14 protein-coding genes and 1 pseudogene are annotated in these 18,281 nt (G+C 46.4%); 7 read left to right on the top strand and 8 right to left on the bottom strand.

Annotated elements, in window-relative coordinates:
- Positions 1–847 (bottom strand): annotated as a pseudogene (locus JGK36_RS28115) (alpha-mannosidase); the annotation flags it as partial.
- 183 nt (positions 848–1,030) lie between these two features.
- Here JGK36_RS28115 and JGK36_RS28110 point away from each other — a divergent pair.
- The 3 genes from JGK36_RS28110 (at position 1,031) to JGK36_RS28100 (ending at position 6,870) form a co-directional block, all read left to right on the top strand.
- A complete protein-coding gene (locus JGK36_RS28110) occupies positions 1,031–3,013 on the top strand; it encodes a hypothetical protein (RefSeq protein WP_293198529.1) in 1,983 nt (660 codons plus the stop codon).
- Between the two features lie 679 nt (positions 3,014–3,692).
- Positions 3,693–3,809: a photosystem II reaction center protein I gene (locus JGK36_RS28105; protein WP_039887172.1), complete on the top strand. Its 117-nt coding sequence runs from the start codon at positions 3,693–3,695 to the stop codon at positions 3,807–3,809.
- A gap of 478 nt (positions 3,810–4,287) precedes the next feature.
- Positions 4,288–6,870 carry a DUF3769 domain-containing protein gene (locus tag JGK36_RS28100; protein WP_293180243.1) on the top strand — a complete coding sequence of 861 codons (2,583 nt, stop codon included), beginning with the start codon at positions 4,288–4,290 and terminating at the stop codon, positions 6,868–6,870.
- A gap of 1 nt (position 6,871) precedes the next feature.
- Here the strand turns inward: JGK36_RS28100 and JGK36_RS28095 are convergent, their stop codons facing one another.
- Positions 6,872–7,006 (bottom strand): hypothetical protein, encoded by a 135-nt coding sequence (locus JGK36_RS28095; RefSeq protein ID WP_293201231.1) that lies wholly within the window; start codon positions 7,004–7,006, stop codon positions 6,872–6,874.
- 256 nt (positions 7,007–7,262) lie between these two features.
- Between JGK36_RS28095 and JGK36_RS28090 the strand changes: the two genes are divergently transcribed.
- Positions 7,263–7,934: a hypothetical protein gene (locus tag JGK36_RS28090; protein WP_293180246.1), complete on the top strand. Its 672-nt coding sequence runs from the start codon at positions 7,263–7,265 to the stop codon at positions 7,932–7,934.
- Positions 7,935–8,298: 364 nt separating this feature from the next.
- On the opposite strand, the gene JGK36_RS28085 is transcribed toward JGK36_RS28090, so the two are convergent.
- Entirely contained in the window at positions 8,299–8,811 is a 513-nt protein-coding gene (locus JGK36_RS28085) for a phycobiliprotein lyase (RefSeq protein ID WP_293180249.1), read from the bottom strand.
- 1,004 nt (positions 8,812–9,815) lie between these two features.
- On the opposite strand from JGK36_RS28085, the gene JGK36_RS28080 reads away from it, so the two are divergent.
- Both JGK36_RS28080 and JGK36_RS28075 read left to right on the top strand, forming a co-directional pair.
- Positions 9,816–12,068: a hypothetical protein gene (locus JGK36_RS28080; protein WP_293193431.1), complete on the top strand. Its 2,253-nt coding sequence runs from the start codon at positions 9,816–9,818 to the stop codon at positions 12,066–12,068.
- Between the two features lie 3 nt (positions 12,069–12,071).
- Positions 12,072–12,209 carry a hypothetical protein gene (locus JGK36_RS28075; protein ID WP_293201229.1) on the top strand — a complete coding sequence of 46 codons (138 nt, stop codon included), beginning with the start codon at positions 12,072–12,074 and terminating at the stop codon, positions 12,207–12,209.
- On the opposite strand, the gene JGK36_RS28070 is transcribed toward JGK36_RS28075, so the two are convergent.
- From JGK36_RS28070 to JGK36_RS28050, 5 genes are all read right to left on the bottom strand, one after another.
- Positions 12,187–12,906, bottom strand: a complete 720-nt coding sequence (locus tag JGK36_RS28070; protein ID WP_293198523.1) for a Uma2 family endonuclease — start codon at positions 12,904–12,906, stop codon at positions 12,187–12,189. The two genes, JGK36_RS28075 and JGK36_RS28070, sit on opposite strands and share 23 nt — an antisense overlap.
- A gap of 288 nt (positions 12,907–13,194) precedes the next feature.
- Entirely contained in the window at positions 13,195–13,755 is a 561-nt protein-coding gene (locus tag JGK36_RS28065; RefSeq protein WP_293193428.1) for a transposase, read from the bottom strand.
- 98 nt (positions 13,756–13,853) lie between these two features.
- Complete coding sequence (locus tag JGK36_RS28060) at positions 13,854–14,657, bottom strand: transposase (protein ID WP_293198521.1); 804 nt, start codon at positions 14,655–14,657, stop codon at positions 13,854–13,856.
- A 207-nt stretch (positions 14,658–14,864) separates the two neighbouring features.
- On the bottom strand, positions 14,865–16,274 hold the full coding sequence (locus tag JGK36_RS28055; RefSeq protein ID WP_293193426.1) for a (Fe-S)-binding protein: 1,410 nt from the start codon (positions 16,272–16,274) through the stop codon (positions 14,865–14,867).
- A 281-nt stretch (positions 16,275–16,555) separates the two neighbouring features.
- Positions 16,556–17,974, bottom strand: a complete 1,419-nt coding sequence (locus JGK36_RS28050; protein WP_293193425.1) for an FAD-binding oxidoreductase — start codon at positions 17,972–17,974, stop codon at positions 16,556–16,558.
- A gap of 95 nt (positions 17,975–18,069) precedes the next feature.
- Here JGK36_RS28050 and JGK36_RS28045 point away from each other — a divergent pair, with 95 nt between their 5' ends.
- A complete protein-coding gene (locus JGK36_RS28045; RefSeq protein WP_293180279.1) occupies positions 18,070–18,222 on the top strand; it encodes an ATPase domain-containing protein in 153 nt (50 codons plus the stop codon).
- The last annotated feature ends 59 nt before the right edge of the window (positions 18,223–18,281 follow it).

Raw genomic sequence — 18,281 nt, 5'->3', positions numbered from 1 at the left:
AGTTCTGATTTTCTGAAACCTGAGAAAGTTGCTCCTTACTTTCTCCCTCTGCGCCCTCTGCGCCCTCTGCGGTTAAATCATCTAACTCTCCAGAAAAAGCCCGCAGATATCCCAGTAAATTGTGTCGCAACACAGACAAAGATCGATCGAACTTGGCGCGATTCGGCAAAGCAGACCAATCAATCAAACCAACCGCCAAATCAATCTCAGATTGCAGCCTTTCTCCCTTGACGTACATTGGGCGACTTGCTAAAATTTTAATGGATAAATCTTGGGAATGTTTGTTTCCTAAATTTCGAGCGATCGCATTTTGCAAAATCTCTAATTCGTCCGCCACAAAACCCGGATCGAAACAAGTAGAGTCCGCAGCTTCGTACAAACAAATCGATCGCACTAAAGCACCGTTATCGTGTCCAGGACTTACCAACCGTAAAATAACTAAAAATTCATCTCCCGGATTCACCGCCACACTCAACAAAACTCGATCGGCACAATCGAATAAATCACCTTGTCCAACTAACTCACCGTTGACAAAAATAGTCGCATCTTCTGCCCACCAAGTCAAACTCAACAGCAAACGCAAACCCACCACAGGATAGCCGTGCAAATTGTCAGGAATGACAAATTGCTGTCCTAAATAAACAACTTGCTTCCCAGACGGCCAAGCAATATGTCCTTTTTCGTTAAGTTCCGCAACCTGCTTGTTAGAAATACCTACCGAACCGACAGTAGCCGAGTCAGCATCGCAGTACCTCCAACCAGACTGAACGTCCACTTGACTGAGGCGGCGCAACTTCTCTACAACTTCAGAAATATTATTGCTAGCAGGTGGCACAACGGCGCTCATATTTAGTTAAAATAGGACTTGCGTAGGAATCTGGGCTCAGTATCGAACCGCGAAGACGCAAAGGACGCGAAGAAATAAAGGTTTCAGAGGGTTTGAAACTGCGATTAATATCCAGTTTTGATTGTACTGCAAAATTCAGACATTCCGGCGCGAATCTAAAACCTGAATTCAATAATTAAACCTATGTCCGACGGTTACTACGGCCCATACCAAAGCCGACTATTAAATTTTATATCCAAACAGTCCCGCCAAGTTGCCGATAATTGCGATCGCACTTGGCGACAAATTAAACAAACCACTCTCAGCGCTACCCAAATTCTACTTTATCCAGCTTACCTGCTCGTCCAAAGTTCCCGAATGTTGAGCCGACAGTTGCGGGAATCCAGCCAAAAAGTAGATTTACCCGAACTTCAAGAATATACCGATGACGAAAATCCAGATTTTTCGGGAAATTGGTATCCGGGAGAAATTTCCGATGAAAGTTCGATCGACCAAATCTTGCAACTCGCTGAAAATTTGCTAAACTCGTCGCAAACCGCCACAACTTTAGTCAGTTTTCCGCTGTTAATCCAGACAAACCCAGCAACGGAGAAAGCCGATCGCGATTTGCATCCAGCCATCAATTTTATCAAACAAGCTGCCAAGCATCAAACAACTTCCGTCTTAGAACCTCCCCAGGCCAAAACTCAATTAGACAGCCAATCCCAAAAAGTTCAGGGAATCGCGACTTTCATCCCAGCCCGCACTTTAGTCTTAATCGGAGATGACAATCGCATATTAGATATTTTGACGCCCGAACAGCAAGAACTGCTCGAAAGTCGCATAACTTGGGAAGTCGCCAACGAGGGGCCGGAACGGCGGGAAATTGCTCAAAAAGAATTAAAATTTAATCTCGGTTTAGAGTCTGCTGCGAAAAAATCTCGGTTGGCGCCGGTGCGTCGTTTTTGGGAATTGATGGTCTGGCTCCAGTCGAGTCCGGTTGCTGTGAAAAGAAATCAGTTTGGAGAATCAATCCTCGCAGTCAAAAGCGCGATCGACCGCAATCTCATCTTAGTCCAAAAATCCACCACGCCGATCGCTCCGGCCAACACCGCACAGCCGACGATTGCTCGATCAAATTCGATCGACCGCAATATCCCAAAATTAGAACCTAATTTTAACAGCAAGTTCGATCGCACCGGCAATCCGATCTCCTTTGTCACATTACTCGATCGCGCTGCCGTCAACCTCGAAGAATTTACCCTCCCCCCAGCAGCCAAAACCACCGCCGGGAATCCCGAGGTCAAATTTGATACCCCCGCCCCAGAAACGAATTTAGGTCTGTCCGCCCGCGAAATCCTCGAAAAATACGCGAAAAACATCGAAAAAATGATTTGGTCGTCCGTAGACCAACTGCTGGGAAAAGAAACGGCAGCTAGTGATAATACTGATAAATCAGTCGCAATTCAGTATTATTTAAAACAACGCCAGGAACAAGATCGAACGGAAAATAGCCCAGAGGTCGATCGACCTTGGTTGAATTGGCAAGACTTATTCGGAGAACCAGCACCGCAGCACTTAATAGTAGGAAGTGCCGAACCCGAGGCAAATGTTCAAAACCTCATATCACAAAATAGCCCAGAAGTCAAGCAGGAAATTGCAAAAACAGTAGAATTGTCAGAAAGTCGATCGACCGCAGTTTCAATATCGCCTTACCCCGAAGCAATTCACAGGATGCTCGCCCAGCTCAAACAGAGCTTGCTTACAAAAGTCCCACAAAGTCAACCCCAAACAGGCTCAAATTTAGCAGTCACTCCAGAAAATAAATCTGGACTCGCAGCAGAATCAACCCCAGAGCGCGCGCCGGAGACCCAAGTGCCAAAAAACACAAACCCGAACACCGCACAAAACAGCAAATCCCCAGCAGCAATCGCCCCCCCCACCAGCAGATATACCCCCGCCCCCAGCATCGCAGCACACCAAAATCAGAGTGCAGGTCTCCCGCCCGCAGACGAATACTTAGAAACAAAAGCAGAATCGATGGGTTACATTAAACACCCACTAGAACAAGTGCTCGAATGGCTCGATTTAATCATGGTGCGCGTCGAAAAAATCATCGAGCAAATCTGGAATTGGGCAAAAACCAACTTGCCAACAATCCTCAAAAGCAAAGATAAAATTGACTAGAAAACGAGCCTCCCGTGTCCCCGGCTGTCTTACGTGGGGATTAGTCGGTCTGCGGTTTTAACCGCCAGTAAATATTGTATTTGGGGACTAAGCATGGTAATGTAATTGAGTGAGTAGGAATAACCGTCTGCGCGTTGAATCATCCTAGTGCGGAGAAATCCCGGCAACTCAGATATCCGGCTAGAACCGGAATACTTAGAAAGGGCAAATAATGGCAGGTTGAAGAGCGTACCTATCTGGCTTGTGATGGACTCTGAAAGCAAAAGAAAAACTAAAAGTAAGCCCAACTGCAACACCTCTGGTATTGGTAGTTGATTTAAAGGGTCTAGGGGGATATTTGCCTATCCCTTCCAAGTTCGGCTTGGAGAATCCCCCGGCTGAAGCCGTGGGGAGTGTCAATAATCTTTAGCTTATTGGAAAAATTTGGCGGAGCTAAGCGGAGGGCTAAAACCCCGTCCTTTGAGGACTGCTTTCTGCTATAGTCTCCAACAAGTCGGGATAGGGCATTGCCACGACTCTAAATGGATGTGGAGGGAGAGTAAGACTACTCAGGTAGCATCACCCTGGGAAGCGTCAAGAATCACCGCACTTTTAGGGCAGTGAATATGTCAAGATAAAAAAGTTGCCGCAACAGCAGCAAATCAGCTCAGTATTATTTCATCTTTGGAGACTCCCTAGCGTGCTAACCCTCAAAATCGTAGTTAATGTAGTTGTTCTATTTTTTGTTTCCCTGTTCATATTTGGGTTTTTGTCCAATGACCCAGCTCGGAACCCCAACCGCAGAGACATGGAATAAACCAGCTACCTCCCTCGCTGACTCGGGGGCACGTCACCGCAGCCCCCGCACCAGCCAGCAAATCCCCAAAAATTAGTCCAACAAAACTTGACCTCGCACCACTAGCGAGGTTATCTTATGCCGAAAGAAACCAGTTGACAGTTGACAGTTGACAGTTGACAGTTGACAGTTGACAGTTGACAGTTGACCTAGAAGTCCGAGGATTGGAGCAATGAATAGTCTGATTTTAATTCCTCCCTACAAGGAAGGGTTCCGCCTTTAAACCAATTCTTTCTGGTAATCAACCAAGTTTCTGAGGATGAGTCCGTTAGCGACTCGGCACAACCGAAGATTTCCGGTTAACCTTGAAACGCTGCCTGTTAAATGCCAAAATTTGGACGATCGACTCTCCGCTATAAATAAACCTCTAAAATCTAAAATCTAAAATCTAAAATCTAAAATCTAAAATCTAAAATCGGATGATTCACCTGTTGTAACTATGCCCTATCCGGTACCGCCGCCCGAACCCTCTGCCATCATCTACATCGCGAAGCCCAAAAAAGTCGCCCTCACTGTGGCGACAAATGATGGAGACACCCGCAGCAACTCCGCACAAATACCGGAAGCCAGCCCAGAAATCGTTCAGCCCGAACCAACATCCCCGCAACCAGAACCCTCAGCCGCACTCCTCGGTACCACCGAAGCCACCAGTCAGTCTCCTGAAATCGCCACTCCCCTAACCTCCGTGGAAAGTGGCGGCGCAGCGGCGGGATTTCAGCTTCCGGTTGTTCCAGCAGAAAAATCCGAAACTGCGGAAGCCCAGCAAGATACCTCGTTTACTTCTTACCAATTGGGTTCAGTAGAAAATGCCATTGCCGCTCGGAACCGTCAACGAACAGCAGGGGATCAGAGCAAAAAGGACAATAATGCTGTCCGACAGCCAGAAAACGGGTATCAGGCTAAAGGCGAGCAGTTAAAAGATAACTCCCCCGAACCTGCGGAGATTGTTGTTCCCGAACCGCCAGAAACGCCTCCTGCAAAACAGCAAGAGTTCGAGATTCCAACGACGCCAACGACGCCAACGACGCCCCCAGGGCCCAAGCCAGCCACTCCCCCAGCGCCGAAACCGCAGCCCAAACCTGCCGCGCCCGGAGTCCGTACCGCGCCTTCTCAGCGAACGGTGCCATTTCCGGTGAGTCCGGCTGATACGATCGAAATTAAGGCCGATAGTCAAGAATTTGACGACAAACAGCAAATTGTCACGGCGGTTGGTAGGGTTGTGGTGCGGTTCCGACAAACAGTGATTGATGCCGATCGCGCGATCGTCAACCTAGTCACCCGCCAAGTGATAGCATCCGGTAACGTCGCCTATACTCGCGGCCAACAAGTAGTCCGCGGCCGGCAGATGGAATTCAATCTCGGACTCAACTCCGGCGCAGTCGAACAAGCCAGCGGCGAAATATTCCTCCCCGCAGCGGGTAGCGAGTTAACCCCCACACTACCGACAGATATTAGTGCTGGAACCATTCTAGAACAGCCGCTGAGCGATCGGCTGACCAGCCAACAGCCCCTTCGCGGAGTCAAATCCCCCGGCGCTGCTACTATTACCATCGGCGGTGGTGGCGCTGGTGGCGCTGGTGGCGCTGGTGGCGCTGGCGGACGCTTAACCGCCCCCCAAATTACCGGCGCCGTCAACCGCGTCCGCTTTGAAGCAGATCGCCTCGAATTACTGCCAAATGGCGTCAGAGTAGCAACCAACATTCGGATTACTAATGACCCGTTTTCCCCGCCGGAACTCGAATACAGAGCCCGAAGAGCAACAATTACCAGGATTTCCCCCACGGCTGAGGAATTAGTCACAAATTCCCCCCGCTTGGTATTTGACAACCGCGTCAAAATACCCGTGTATCCCCGCAGGCAAGTTTTTGACAGCCAACAGAAAAACGGCCCCTGTTTGACTTTCGGCTACGACGGGGGCGACAGGGGCGGTTTGTTTGCCGAGTGCGGTTTTGAAATATTGCAAAACGGGCCCGTGCGCCTGACTCTGACACCCCAAATTTACCTCCAGCGAATCGTGGAAAAGAACGGTGGAAATCCCTTTTCCCCCGACAGCTACGGGCTGAGAGCAAAGCTGGGCGCGACTTTGGGCCCGCGCACCAGCCTTGAAGGATCGGCGTTATTTCTGAATTTTGATAATTTCCCGAATTTAGCTGAAAATGCTTTTCGGGGCAATTTGCGGCTGCGACAGTCGATCGGCAATCACAATTTAGCAGCAGAATATAGTTATCGCGATCGACTGTTTAACGGTTCTCTAGGCTTTCAAACCGTCAACAGCAGTCTCGGGGCCGTCCTCACTTCCCCACAGATGCAAATCGGCAATACAGGCATCAATTTCAGCTACCAAGCTGGATATCAATTTATCAATGCTGACACCGATCGAGCAGATTTGCTCGAACCAGTGCGCGAAAACAACCGCATCGATTTGGGCCGAGGCCAAGTCAGCGTCGCCCTCAGCCGCGGCTTCAACCTGTGGCAAGGTCAACCGCTGCCCCGCACTCCCACCCAGGGTTTGAGGTACACCCGGACGCCGGTGGTTCCCTTCTTACAACTGGCTTTGGGAGTCCGAGGAGTAGGCTCTTATTACAGTAGTGGCGATCGACAAAATTCGATCGCCAGCAGCATCGGCATTCAAGGGCAGTTCGGTCATTTCTCCCGCCCTTTCCTCGACTACACTGGATTTAACGTGACTTACACTCAGGTAGCGCGGGACGGGGTATCGCCTTATTTGTTCGATCGGCTAGTAGATTTGAAAGTCCTGTCTTTTGGACTCGTGCAGCAAGTTTACGGAGGCTTTCGAGTCGGATTTCAAAGTGCTATTAATCTAGACAGCAGGGAAACAATCAGTACGAACTACACTTTAGAATACAGCCGTCGCAGCTACGCAATTATTTTGCGTTTTAATCCTGAGCGTCAAGTCGGCAGCCTGACGTTTAGAATTAGTGACTTCAACTGGAACGGCACACCCCAACCATTTTCCGGGGACGTGCGAACAGTAGAAGGAGGCGTGCGTTTATCCGATTAATTCAATTGGGTAATTGGTAATTAGTAATGGGTAATTGGTAATTGGTAATTGGGTTATTGGTTATTGGTAATTGGTAATTGGTAATTGGTAATTGGTAATTGGTAATTGGTAATAATGAAGCCAAAAAAATCAACAATTCTCAATTCTCCAATTCTCAATTCTCCAATTCTCCCTTCCCAAGAAAGAAAAACTAACGTTCGCGTTGCCTCGTAGGCGACACCACTCCTAACAACTAACAACTGACAACTGACAACTGACAACTGACAACTAACAACTGACAACTGACAACTAACAACTAACAACTGACAACTAACAACTGACAACTAACAACTGACAACTGACAACTGACAACTGACAACTAACAACTGACAACTGACAAATTACCAATTCCCATGACAGATGGACGTACAATATCTGCACAAGCAGCGGCTCTGCTGGTTCACTACGGTTTTGACCTAGGTGGCAAAAAAGCAGAGAAATTGGCTGGTGAATGGTTGACCAAGTATCCCGGCTATTGGTTGCGTTTAGCAGTGGTTGAAGCGCTTTATCAAGGGCGCTACAAAGCTGTTTCTGTCGGACAGCTATTGAGTATGTGGCACCGGATAGGCCAACCACTCTATCATTTTAATCGCGAGTTTGAACGCTTAGTTTGCAACAATTTTCCTCAAGATTTAACCTTTGAAAGTTATGCTCAACCGTCGCAGGAAGAGATACTTTTATCCCACCCGGAATCCGAATTCGGTGTCGCCGAAATAGATACGAGCAAGCAGTCAGAAGCAGAACTCGATCGCGCGTCAGATGCAGAAGTCCCGAATACAGAAGCCCCGGAAACAGAAAAACTCGCCACTGCTGGCGATCGCACTCAAGAAAATACAGAAGTTGTAGTATATGAAGATGTGGATGTTACGGCTCTGGCCGATGGAGCCGAACCCGATCGCCAATTAACAGACAAACCTGTCGCAAAATCATTCCCAGTTGCCAAACATACTGATTTTCACACTAAGTTAAAAGCCGTTGCCCGAGAAGGCCGCAGAAAGAAAGGAGAAAGCATCAAAAAGAAATAAGGTGTCAGTCGATTTTCTATGTTTAGATTTACTTCACAGATTCATCTGGGAGCTTGAAAAGGAGTCTAAAATTTTGGGATAATTACTCAGGATAGTCGGGGCTTGTATTCATTTTGGGAAATTAGATATAGAGGTTCTCCCTGCAAGTGAGGTACTCACCAATTACCAGAAAGAATTGGTTGAAAGCCGGAACCCTTATAGGGAGAAATAAAAATCAGACTATTCATTACTCCAATCCTCGGACTTCCTTTGTCAACTGTCAACTGTCAACTGTCAACTGTCAACTGTCAACTGTCAACTGTCAACGGTCAACTGTCAACTGTCAACTGTCAACTGTCAACTGTCAACGGTCAACTGTCAACTGTCAACTTTTCGGACTTCCACCCATCCGAATTTCCGAACAAAAAGATGCTTGTTCCGTACCGTCAGCTTGCTTAACAACGCTAGTCCGCAAGCGCAGATTGGGGATGAGATACCACAGCCTTTCTTCTGCATGGACAGTATCTGATTCTGTAATCAATGTCAGCACATCGTCGCCGCCCATCACGTAGCGGGTGTTTCCCTTGGCTTGCAATACTTTGCCTTCGCTGGGATTGTCGGGATTCGGGACGATCGCCAATATTGTAGAACCAACTTGTTTAGCTTGGTTGCGATCGGGAACACCGTCCCAAGAAATCCGAACGCCCCTGAGTCCAGTTGAGTCCGGGTTAGTCGAGTGCTGTTGGCAAAGTTTGACGACTGCTGCATCGTTAGCTGTCAGCATTTCTATTTTGAGGTCAGATTTACCTGCTTGCAATTCCCCAGAATTGAGATTGTGTACGGTGCGCTGGGAAAACCATTTGCCTGCACTTAACTCGAAAAACTCGATAACATCCATGAAATTTGTCTCTAAACTTAAATAGTTCTTGATTTGCGATCGCGACTTGCGCGCTATCGAGTCAGAAAACCGGTTTTTTCTTGAGTAACTAGCCGCCCAACCAATGATTTTAGCGAGAAACCCGGTTTAAGAGTGCAAGTCCTGTTTTCTATTTTAAAGGAACGGGGCGCACCTGCAAAGCTTTCCGGGAGGTTTGAGTCAAGCAGGTTGCAGGTGCGGTTGAGGCACGAAACCCAAGCAGGCGGGCATCTGTCGGGCAGATCCAGCCCGATCGACCTAAAATTAGAGCATTCGCTACCGTATTTCGCTAAACAAGTCTTGTTCGCACATCAAACAGGATGGTGATCGCTCAAAAATTTTAGCTTAACTCCGCCCCAAAACGGGTACAGGCTGCCAACTTAACTCTTGGCCCCAAATTTTAGATCAATGTTCAACTTTCCCGATTCACTGCGCTGCAAGTCAATTTTTTAATCGTAAACGCGCCCAAGCCTCCGTCCGTCTCAAACTTGTACAGCCACTTTTCCTGAGAGTAGCCGAAGGAAGTCGAAGTATCTAAAATCTAAAATCTAAAATCTAAAATCTAAAATCTAAAATCTAAAATCTAAAATCTAAAATCTAAAATCTAAAATCTAAAATCTAAAATCTAAAATCTATTGGTAGTGTGGAGCGATCGACAATCATTCCCCAAAACCCGTTATGTTAAGAAAAACAACGATATATGTCAGATAGTTGTCGATCGCTAGATTTTGGGCTTTGAGTTGAACGATCTTGGCGGCGGTTGATGGCAATCGCAGGCATTGAAAATTCTCAAACCAGACTCAGACAAAAAAACCAGCGATTCATCGAACGATCGCCAAACCGAGGGCAGCAGCCCGGTAGCAAATAGCCTTTAAATATGCCATGCTAAGTAAACGAGCAAAGTAAGCAAGAAAACTTTCTCGATCGGGTTTTGGGCAAGGTGCAGCTAGCGATCGCATACATTAAAAAAAGACATACACAAATTTATGAGCGAGTTTACACAAGGGCTGGATAAAATGCAGCCCGCAGAACAGACGCACTGTTTGGGAATCCTACCAAGTCAGCTAGCAGCGACTTCCGACTCAGAGAAATTATACAGCTTACTAACAGATTACAATTTTATTGAAGCCAAGCTGTCAGCAGCGGGAGCACAAGCGCTAATAGAAGATTACGATTTAGCAACAAGTCCCGATATTATCACCTCCGATGAAAAAGCCGACAAACTCAAATTAATCCAAGAAGCAATCAGGCTTTCTGCCCACATTTTAGCCAAAGATAAAACCCAACTAGCGACCCAACTAATTGCCCGGTTGATGCGCTTTGAAATTCCCGAAATTCAAGCACTGCTAGCCCAAGCACAACAACAGAAAATACCCTGGCTGCGGCCGCTAACCCCCAGCTTTACCCCCCCTGGCGGCAGATTGCTACGCACTCTCACCGGACATACAGATTGGGTACAAGCTGTAGCAATTACCCCCGACGGCAAGCGAGCAATTTCTGCATCCTCCGACCACACTCTCAAAGTTTGGGACTTAGAAACAGGAGAAGAACTTTCCACCCTCAAAGGTCATCTTACCTACGTCAATGCTGTAGCAGTAACCCCAGACGGAACAAAAGTAATTTCAGGTTCTTGGGACAATACTATTAAAATTTGGAATTTAGCTACTGGAACAGAAATATTAACATTTGCAGGCGATACTTTTGCAGTAGAAGCCGTAGCAGTAACTCCCGACGGCAAGCGAGTAATTTCTGGTTCCTGGGACGGCAGCATAAAAGTTTGGGATTTGTCAACAGGGGCAGTGATTTTCAACCTCAAAGGTCACAGCAGTTTTGTCCAGTCCGTAGCAGTAACTCCAGACAGCAAGCGGTTGATTTCCGGGTCTGGCGACAACAGCATTAAAGTCTGGAACCTAGAAACAGGAAAAGAACTTTTTACCCTTACCGGTCACGCAGATTGGGTAAAAGCTGTAGCAGTAACTCCCGACGGCGAACACATAATTTCCGGCAGTTACGACGGCACAATCAAAGTTTGGAGTTTGAGTGCCAGAGAAAAACTTTTCACTTTAGGAATTCACAGCAGTTTCGTCCAAGCTGTGGCAGTCAGTCCCGACGGAAAACGGGTAATTTCGGCGGCCGGCGACAAAACGCTGAAAGTTTGGAATTTGGAAACAAAAGAAGAACTATTTACTTTTACCAATCACATCGCCCCGGTGAATGCTGTTGCTGTCACCCCCGACGGCAAGCGGATAGTTTCTGGTTCCTCTGACAAAACTCTCAAAGTTTGGCACTTAGAAACAGGCAAAGAAAATTTATCATCTGCGGGTCACGATGACTGGGTAAATGCTTTAGCAGTGACAGCCGACGGTAAAAAAGCAATTTCCGGTTCTGGAGACAACAGCATTAAAGTCTGGAATCTGGCAAATGGAGAGGAAATTTTTGCTATTCCCGGTCATAAAGATTGGGTAAAAGCAATCGCTGTTACCCCGGACAGCCAGAGAATAGTTTCAGGTTCAGGTGACAAAACAGTTAAAGTTTGGAATCTGGAAACTGGAGAAGAAATATTTAGTCTGACAGGTCATACAGATTGGGTAAATTCGGTTGCTGTTACCCCCGACGGCAGGCTGGCGATTTCTGGTTCGGGAGACAAAAGTATTAAAATTTGGAATTTGGAAACAGGAGAGGAAGTTTTTACATTTATCGGTCACACCGACGGGATAAAAGCTGTGGCAGTTACTCCCGATGGCAAGCGGATAATTTCGGCTTCCGGCGACACAAGTCTGAAAGTTTGGAGTTTGGGAAAAGAAAATAATATTTTGGCAAATTTATGGAATTTAGTCGTTAAAAATCAACTTTTTACTCTTAAAGGTCATGAGAGTTTTGTGAATGCTGTGGTAGTTACCACAGACGGTAAATGGGGAATTTCTGGGGGAAGGAAGAAACTGATTAAAGTTTGGGATTTGTCGAGTCAAAAGGAAATTTTTACTTTGACGGGTCATGCGGATGCGATTACAGCTTTGGCGACTGTGGGAAATAGAGTGATTTCAGTTTCGGATGATAATACTCTGAAAGTTTGGGATTTGTTGAGTCGAAAAATAGTTGCTACTTTCAGGGGAGATAGTGCTTTGAAAGCTTGCGCTATGGCACCAGATGGGGTGACAATTGTCGCGGCGGAAGCTTCGGGACAAGTGCATTTTTTGAAGTTGGAAGAGGGGAAGAGTCAGTTGAGAGTTGACAGTTGACAGTTGAGAGTTGACATGGTTCCGATCGCACTTTTGCTCAATTTGAAAAGTGCGATCGACCTTTTCCCCAATCCAGTTTACAATTGTTCGGGGTCAATGCCGATCGATCGCAGTCTGTCTAACTTAATTCATCTGGGTTAATTCCCATTTCTCGCAGCCGTTCCGCCAAAAGTTGCGATCGCCGCCGTTCCTCTCCTAAAGCTGTTTCTGCAAGTTCTGCCCGCTGTTCGGCTTGTTCTGTCCGCTGTTCGGCTTGTTCTAGGCGTTGACAAATCTCAACGTAGGAGAAAAACCTAGTTCCATCAGGTCGATAAATTTGCAATTCATCGCCTGATAAATCGAACCGGATGGCTAACCTGGGACTCGCGTAGTTTTCCATAGATGCGATCGCATCCAAGCCGTCTTCTCCCCGCAACCAACCCCTGAGTTGATTGTTAGTAGGATTGTAAATGTAATATTCTTCAACTCCGTGGCGATCGTAAAATAGTAATTTCGTCTCCATTTCATCTTGCGTATTGCTAGGAGAGAGAATCTCAAACACAACTTGTGGTGCAATTCCTGACTCGTTCCACTGCTGATAAGAACTCCGTCTCCTTTTCGGTGTGCCGAAGACAACCATCACATCGGGGGCATTAACAATATTTGGTCTTCCCTGAACCGGATACCAAAATAAATCCCCCGCTACAAATACATTCTCGTCATTAGCATACATCCATTCTAGATTTTGCTCAATGACTAGAATCCAGCGAAACTGGTCGGTATTGTTTGCCATTGGTTTGCCGTCGCTTTCGGGGTAGATAATCTCTTCCTGAGTGGGGACTGGGATTTGACTTACCATAACAGTTGTGCGGGGTGAAATACTGTTGAATTTAATTTTAGCAGTTTACGAGGAGTCAGAAGCGCGATCCTCTGCGAGGGCTTCGCCAACGAGCTTTCTCAAAATAACCTATTTCCCTCTCTTCCTCTGCGCCCTCTGCGCCCTCTGCGGTAAAAAATCTTATTCTTGACACTCCTCGACCTGAAGGTGCGAGGATTCTTGAGGAATTTCTACCTCAATTTCCCTGTTTCCAGGGTTCCCAGACTCCTCACGTTTGCTCAATCGAGCGCGAGGATATCTTCTGGGCGTTTAGGCGCGAACGCCAGGTTTCGCGGAGTCCCCGCGTACCAAATTTAAAGCTCGATCGCGAATAGTTTTTGCTGCACCTATATCAGCGTGTTCGTGGTAGCCACATTCAGTGCAAATGAACTTTTCGCCATCTCTATTAGACTTGTCGATGTGACCGCAATTCCGACATTCTTGACTGGAGTATTTGGGATTAACCTTGATTACGATTTTTCCTTGCTTTGCAGCCAGATACTCAATCTTCAGTATTAACTCGCCCCAGCCTGCATCAGAAATAGAACGGTTTAAACCTCTCTTCCTTGATTGCCCATTTTTCAGAAATCTACCTGTTTTTTCGTCAACCTTTACTCGACATCGGCGCATCATGCCGGAAATATTCAAGTCCTCTAGAGCAATCGCGTCAACGTTACGTGACACTATTTTATTGGCAACCTTCCATTGGTAAGCTTGACGCTTATTGCTAATTCTTTGGTGGAAAAGCCCTAGTTTTTTAGCTGCTTTTTTGCGGTTATTACTCCCTTTTGCTTTTCGACTGACCAATAATTTCTTGATGGTACCCGCCACGTGATTTATCCGTGGAATCAATCCCAAATCGAAAATCTAAAATCCTCTCTTCCCCCGAATTTATCCGTGGGGTCAATCTAAAATCTAAAATCTAAAATCTAAAATCGACTGACTTGTCTCTGTCTAATTCTCAGTGTGCGTTTAGCTTTTTTGGTGGCTGAAAACTTGGGATTTTCAATTTGAGCTCCATCTGATAGATGGACTAATTTTGTAATTCCCATATCGCAACCAATTACCTTGACGACATCTTTGAGAGGTTTTGTCGTGTAATCGGGGACAGACTTGTCCTCAATGCGGACGGATACATACCAGCCATTCTGTCGCTTTCTTACCGCACAAGCTTTAATGGTAAAGCCACCAGGAATTGGGCGCGAGTTGTGGAAACGCATCCAACCTAACTTTGGCAAGTAAATTTTACTACCTTGTATTTTTACCCCCATCATAAATGTGAAGGAAGTGAAATTGCTGCGATTCTTGAATTTAGGAAAGCCGCGTCCGTCAAAAAAATTATTATAGGCAGTGTCTAACCGTTTGACGTTCTGTTGTAGAACTGTCGAATCTATCCCGGCAAACCAGGGTCTAGCTGCTTTCAGTTCGGGCAACGCTGTGATTTGAATGTGGCCTGGGTTGCGCCGAGGGTTTTTAACTTTCCCCTTTTTATCTGTTTTGCCTATTTTCCAAGGTTCCCCAGTGGCACCGTTTTTACTGACACAACTGGTCAACGGACAGGCTTCACTTTTTGTCCTAAGGTCGCAATAGTTGCCTTGAATGAACTGTTGGCTATACTGAGTGATCCTGTCATTAAGACACCAGTTGAAATGGCTTCGCAAAATATCCACCCAATTAGACATTTTTAAGTCTTGTGTTTGATTTGGACGCAACTTGTATACATAGTTTGTCAACAAGTTTAACTCCTCGTTTTTCTTGAGCTGTTATTAGTATATAGTGAAATACTTGCGTGTTTGTACTTTTTACATTTCTTTAGGAAAGAGGGTTTAAGGTTTATAGTTTTACTTACAAAGCCGTCCTATAAGGACGAGGTTTTAGACCCATTTCTCTGATAAAAAATCGCAGCGAAAAGCAGGGCGGACACCGCCCGCCCCAGCAAACTACTTCCGCTGCAACTGTACCCCACGAATAGAATAATCCAAAAGCTCGATCGGGTGCATCAAAGTAACAGCCTTCCCCTGCAACTCCAAATGCTTCTTAATTTGCAAAGAACAACCAGGATTAGAAGAAGCAATCAACTCAGCCCCAGTATTCAGCAAATTCTCCACCTTTTGTACTCCCAAATCATCCGCAATTTCCGGCTGAAGCATATTGTAAACCCCCGCACTCCCGCAACACAAAGCAGCATCCACAGGTTCTTTCAACTTCACCCCAGGGATTTGTTGCAACAACTGGCGCGGCTGCAAACTAATCTTTTGTCCGTGCAACAAATGACACGCATCCTGATAAACAATCGTCAAATCTCCCTCAGTCAAAGGATTGAGTTTCGCCGTAATTCCCGCAGTTGCCAAAAATTCTTGTATGTCCTTCACATTAGCAGCAAAATTCTCAGCTTTCTCCCGATAATCCGGGTCATCTGCTAAAATGTGACCGTATTCTTTCAAAGTGTGGCCGCACCCAGCAGCATTGATAATTACACAATCAACGCCCGTATTTTCAAAGCTGTCAATCATTTGTCTCGCCAAGGATTTTGCCTGTTCCGCTTGTCCTTGATGTTCCGGCAAAGCAGCACAGCATCCTTGACTTTTCGGAATCACAACCTCGCAGCCATTAGCCGTCAAAACTCGCACCGTAGCTTCATTAACTGGCGAGAACAACAACCTCTGCACGCAGCCTAAAATCACGCCGACGCGATAGCGTTTATCCCCTTGTGCGGGAATGACTTCGGGCAAATTATCCCGGAAAGAATCAACTGTTACCTCGGGCAAAATTGATTCCATCGCCGCCAAGCGGGGAAATACTTTTTTCAGCAAACCTGTTTGGCGAACAAGCTTTGGCAGTCCTAATTTTTGATAAATAAACAGCGGTACCAGCAAAGGCCGCAATCTGTGAGGATAAGGAAAGAGATTAAAAATTAGAGTGCGAATTACATTGTCAGAAAAAGTGCGTTTTTGATTTCGGGTAACTTGGTGGCGAGTTGCGGAAATTAATTTGTCGTATTGAACTCCCGACGGACAAGTTGTCACGCAGGCTAAACAGCCCAAACAAGTATCGAAATGCTGGGATGTTGCTTCGTTTAAAGGTGCGTCGCCTTCGTTGATTGCATCCATTAAATAAATGCGACCTCTGGGCGAATCCATTTCTTTGCCGAGTACGCGATAACTCGGACAAGTTGACAAGCAAAAACCGCAGTGGACGCAGGTATCGATCAATTTGGGATCTGGCGGATTGTTGGCGTCGAAACCTGGGATTTCAAGGGTTTGTAAGTGCGGATTTTGGGCGAGGAAATTGCTTTCTTTCGCGGGTTTGAAATCGTCGCTGGGAATTTGAGATGTTTCTGAAGTTTGCATATATGGCAGTGGACAGTTGACAGTTGACAGTTGACAGTTACTTAGTACGGGAATCAAATCATTTATGCTTGACGGATATCGTATCTATTCATGAAGTTATTTATGTCCGCACCCGATGTGGCGGTTGCTATATTACTTAATTCTTTTGGTTTTCCTTGAGAATTTTAGTTTTTTTTCTGGGATTCAAGAAGGACTGAAGTCCTCACTACGAACCTTAAATTCGTGGTTTGTAGTGAGGACTTTAGTCCTCTTCTTGGATTTAAGAAGGACTGAAGTCCTCACTACGAACCTTTTAAGATCAAACGATCGCAATTTAAAATATTCTCCGGGTCAAACTCTTGCTTGATGCGACGCATTAGATCGATCGCACTTCCAGTATAGCCCCAAACATCTAACCCTTGCTTGATGTGGGCTGGCGCAGCCAAAACCGTCATAAAACCGCCTTTAGCTTCGCACGCCCTGCGTACCTGCAACAGCGTTTCGGCTGTCGCAGTCTCAAACCGCAAAACTCCTAAACCGCTGCCCGCATGAATCAAAGCATCCTGTACCGGCAACTCGTTAATTGCCTTGACTGCTTCCGAGGGTCTGATGCCTATTTTGCAAATAATTGCTGAATTATTCCCAGAATTCCAGACTGTTTCTGGCAATCTTTGCCATAATTTATCCTCATCATTTTCGCCGCAGCTAGTGCCTTGCAATCCCAACTTTTCGCCAACTTCCAACAACCGGGCGGATTGTTGTTTAACGCTTTCGGCGATGCTTTGAAACCTCACTACCAATCCCGAACCTTTACCCAAACTCAGTTTTTCTACTAACTGTGGTGACAGCAAATCAACGGCTGTCGGTGTTAAAGCAGAAGATAATAAAATTTGAGCAGCTTCAGCTAAAGCATTAGTTTCTCCTGTCAGTATGACAGTTCCCGATGATTCCGGCAGCGGATAAACTCGGAATGTTACTTGACTGATGACGCCTAATGTGCCGTAGGAACCGGTCAACAGTTTCATTAAGTCGTAACCGGCGACATTTTTCACAACTCGACCTCCGGCTACAGCAATTTTACCGTCCGATCGCACAAACGTAATTCCCAACAACAAATCGCGCACGCCCCGGTAGCGGTGCCGCAGCGAACCAGTATCAGCAGTAGCGACAATCCCGCCCAAAGTTGCCTGTTGCGGATATGCTGGATCGATCGGCAAAAATTGACCTGCTTTACCTAAAATTTCCTGCAAATCGGCAAACTTCATGCCCGCCTCCGCAGTCACCGTTAAATCGCCCACAGCGTGTTCTACCAGCCGATTCAGGCGCGCCGTACTCACCACAACGATCCCCCCTGCATCAGGAGATCCCCCTAAATCCCCCTTAAAAAGGGGGACTTTGACAACATCTTGCTCCCCCCTTGTTAAGGGGGGCTGGGGGGGATCGGAGTCTAATTGGACTAAACCGCCCCAATCGAGTTTGCTGCCACTCCCTGTCGGCAAGAGTCCCCAGCGATTTCGCCCTGCACAAGCAATCACTGCGGCGAGTTCTTCCTGAGTATGGGGATAAACGGTACAGGCTATTGAAGTACCTGGGGCAACAGCTTTTTCTACCCGTTCTTGCCAAAAAGCCTCTATATCTTGCCGCAGACAAATGCCAGCAGTGCCGACAATACCCTCTAATTCTTGTGTGCTAACGTAATTTTCTGCCGAAATATTTTTCATGAAGGTTCTCAGACGCCCAGTAAACAAACAATCAAAACAGCCCCTCAAACCATTAAATATGAATACGAGCCGATATTCTAAACATAAACAAACAAATGTCTCAAAACCGACTTTCAGTAGGAATTACTGGTCTCAACGAAGTAATTGACGGCGGCCTGATTCCTCAGCGCTCTTATCTGGTACGCGGCAGCCCGGGTACTGGGAAGACTACCGCTCGTAAAAACCTGGACAAAGCTACCCAAAAGTAGTCAATGTTAGACATCTACGTTAGTAATTTTAGTCCACAGTCCTAAAACTACAGGAATAA

The organism is Microcoleus sp. PH2017_35_SFW_U_B, assembly GCF_020737865.1.
GTDB lineage: Bacteria > Cyanobacteriota > Cyanobacteriia > Cyanobacteriales > Microcoleaceae > Microcoleus.
The sequence above is the reverse complement of the archived record's forward strand: the minus strand, read 5'-3'. Positions and strand labels throughout refer to the sequence as shown.

Bases quoted from the DNA above. Each gene is read 5' to 3' on its own strand.
- JGK36_RS28100 (WP_293180243.1), top strand. From the start codon at position 4,288: ATGCCCTATCCGGTACCGCCGCCCGAACCCTCTGCCATCATCTACATC.
- JGK36_RS28050 (WP_293193425.1), bottom strand. From the start codon at position 17,974: ATGAAAAATATTTCGGCAGAAAATTACGTTAGCACACAAGAATTAGAG.
- JGK36_RS28080 (WP_293193431.1), top strand. From the start codon at position 9,816: ATGAGCGAGTTTACACAAGGGCTGGATAAAATGCAGCCCGCAGAACAG.
- JGK36_RS28045 (WP_293180279.1), top strand. From the start codon at position 18,070: ATGTCTCAAAACCGACTTTCAGTAGGAATTACTGGTCTCAACGAAGTA.
- JGK36_RS28090 (WP_293180246.1), top strand. From the start codon at position 7,263: ATGACAGATGGACGTACAATATCTGCACAAGCAGCGGCTCTGCTGGTT.
- JGK36_RS28070 (WP_293198523.1), bottom strand. From the start codon at position 12,906: ATGGTAAGTCAAATCCCAGTCCCCACTCAGGAAGAGATTATCTACCCC.
- JGK36_RS28055 (WP_293193426.1), bottom strand. From the start codon at position 16,274: ATGCAAACTTCAGAAACATCTCAAATTCCCAGCGACGATTTCAAACCC.
- JGK36_RS28085 (WP_293180249.1), bottom strand. From the start codon at position 8,811: ATGGATGTTATCGAGTTTTTCGAGTTAAGTGCAGGCAAATGGTTTTCC.
- JGK36_RS28110 (WP_293198529.1), top strand. From the start codon at position 1,031: ATGTCCGACGGTTACTACGGCCCATACCAAAGCCGACTATTAAATTTT.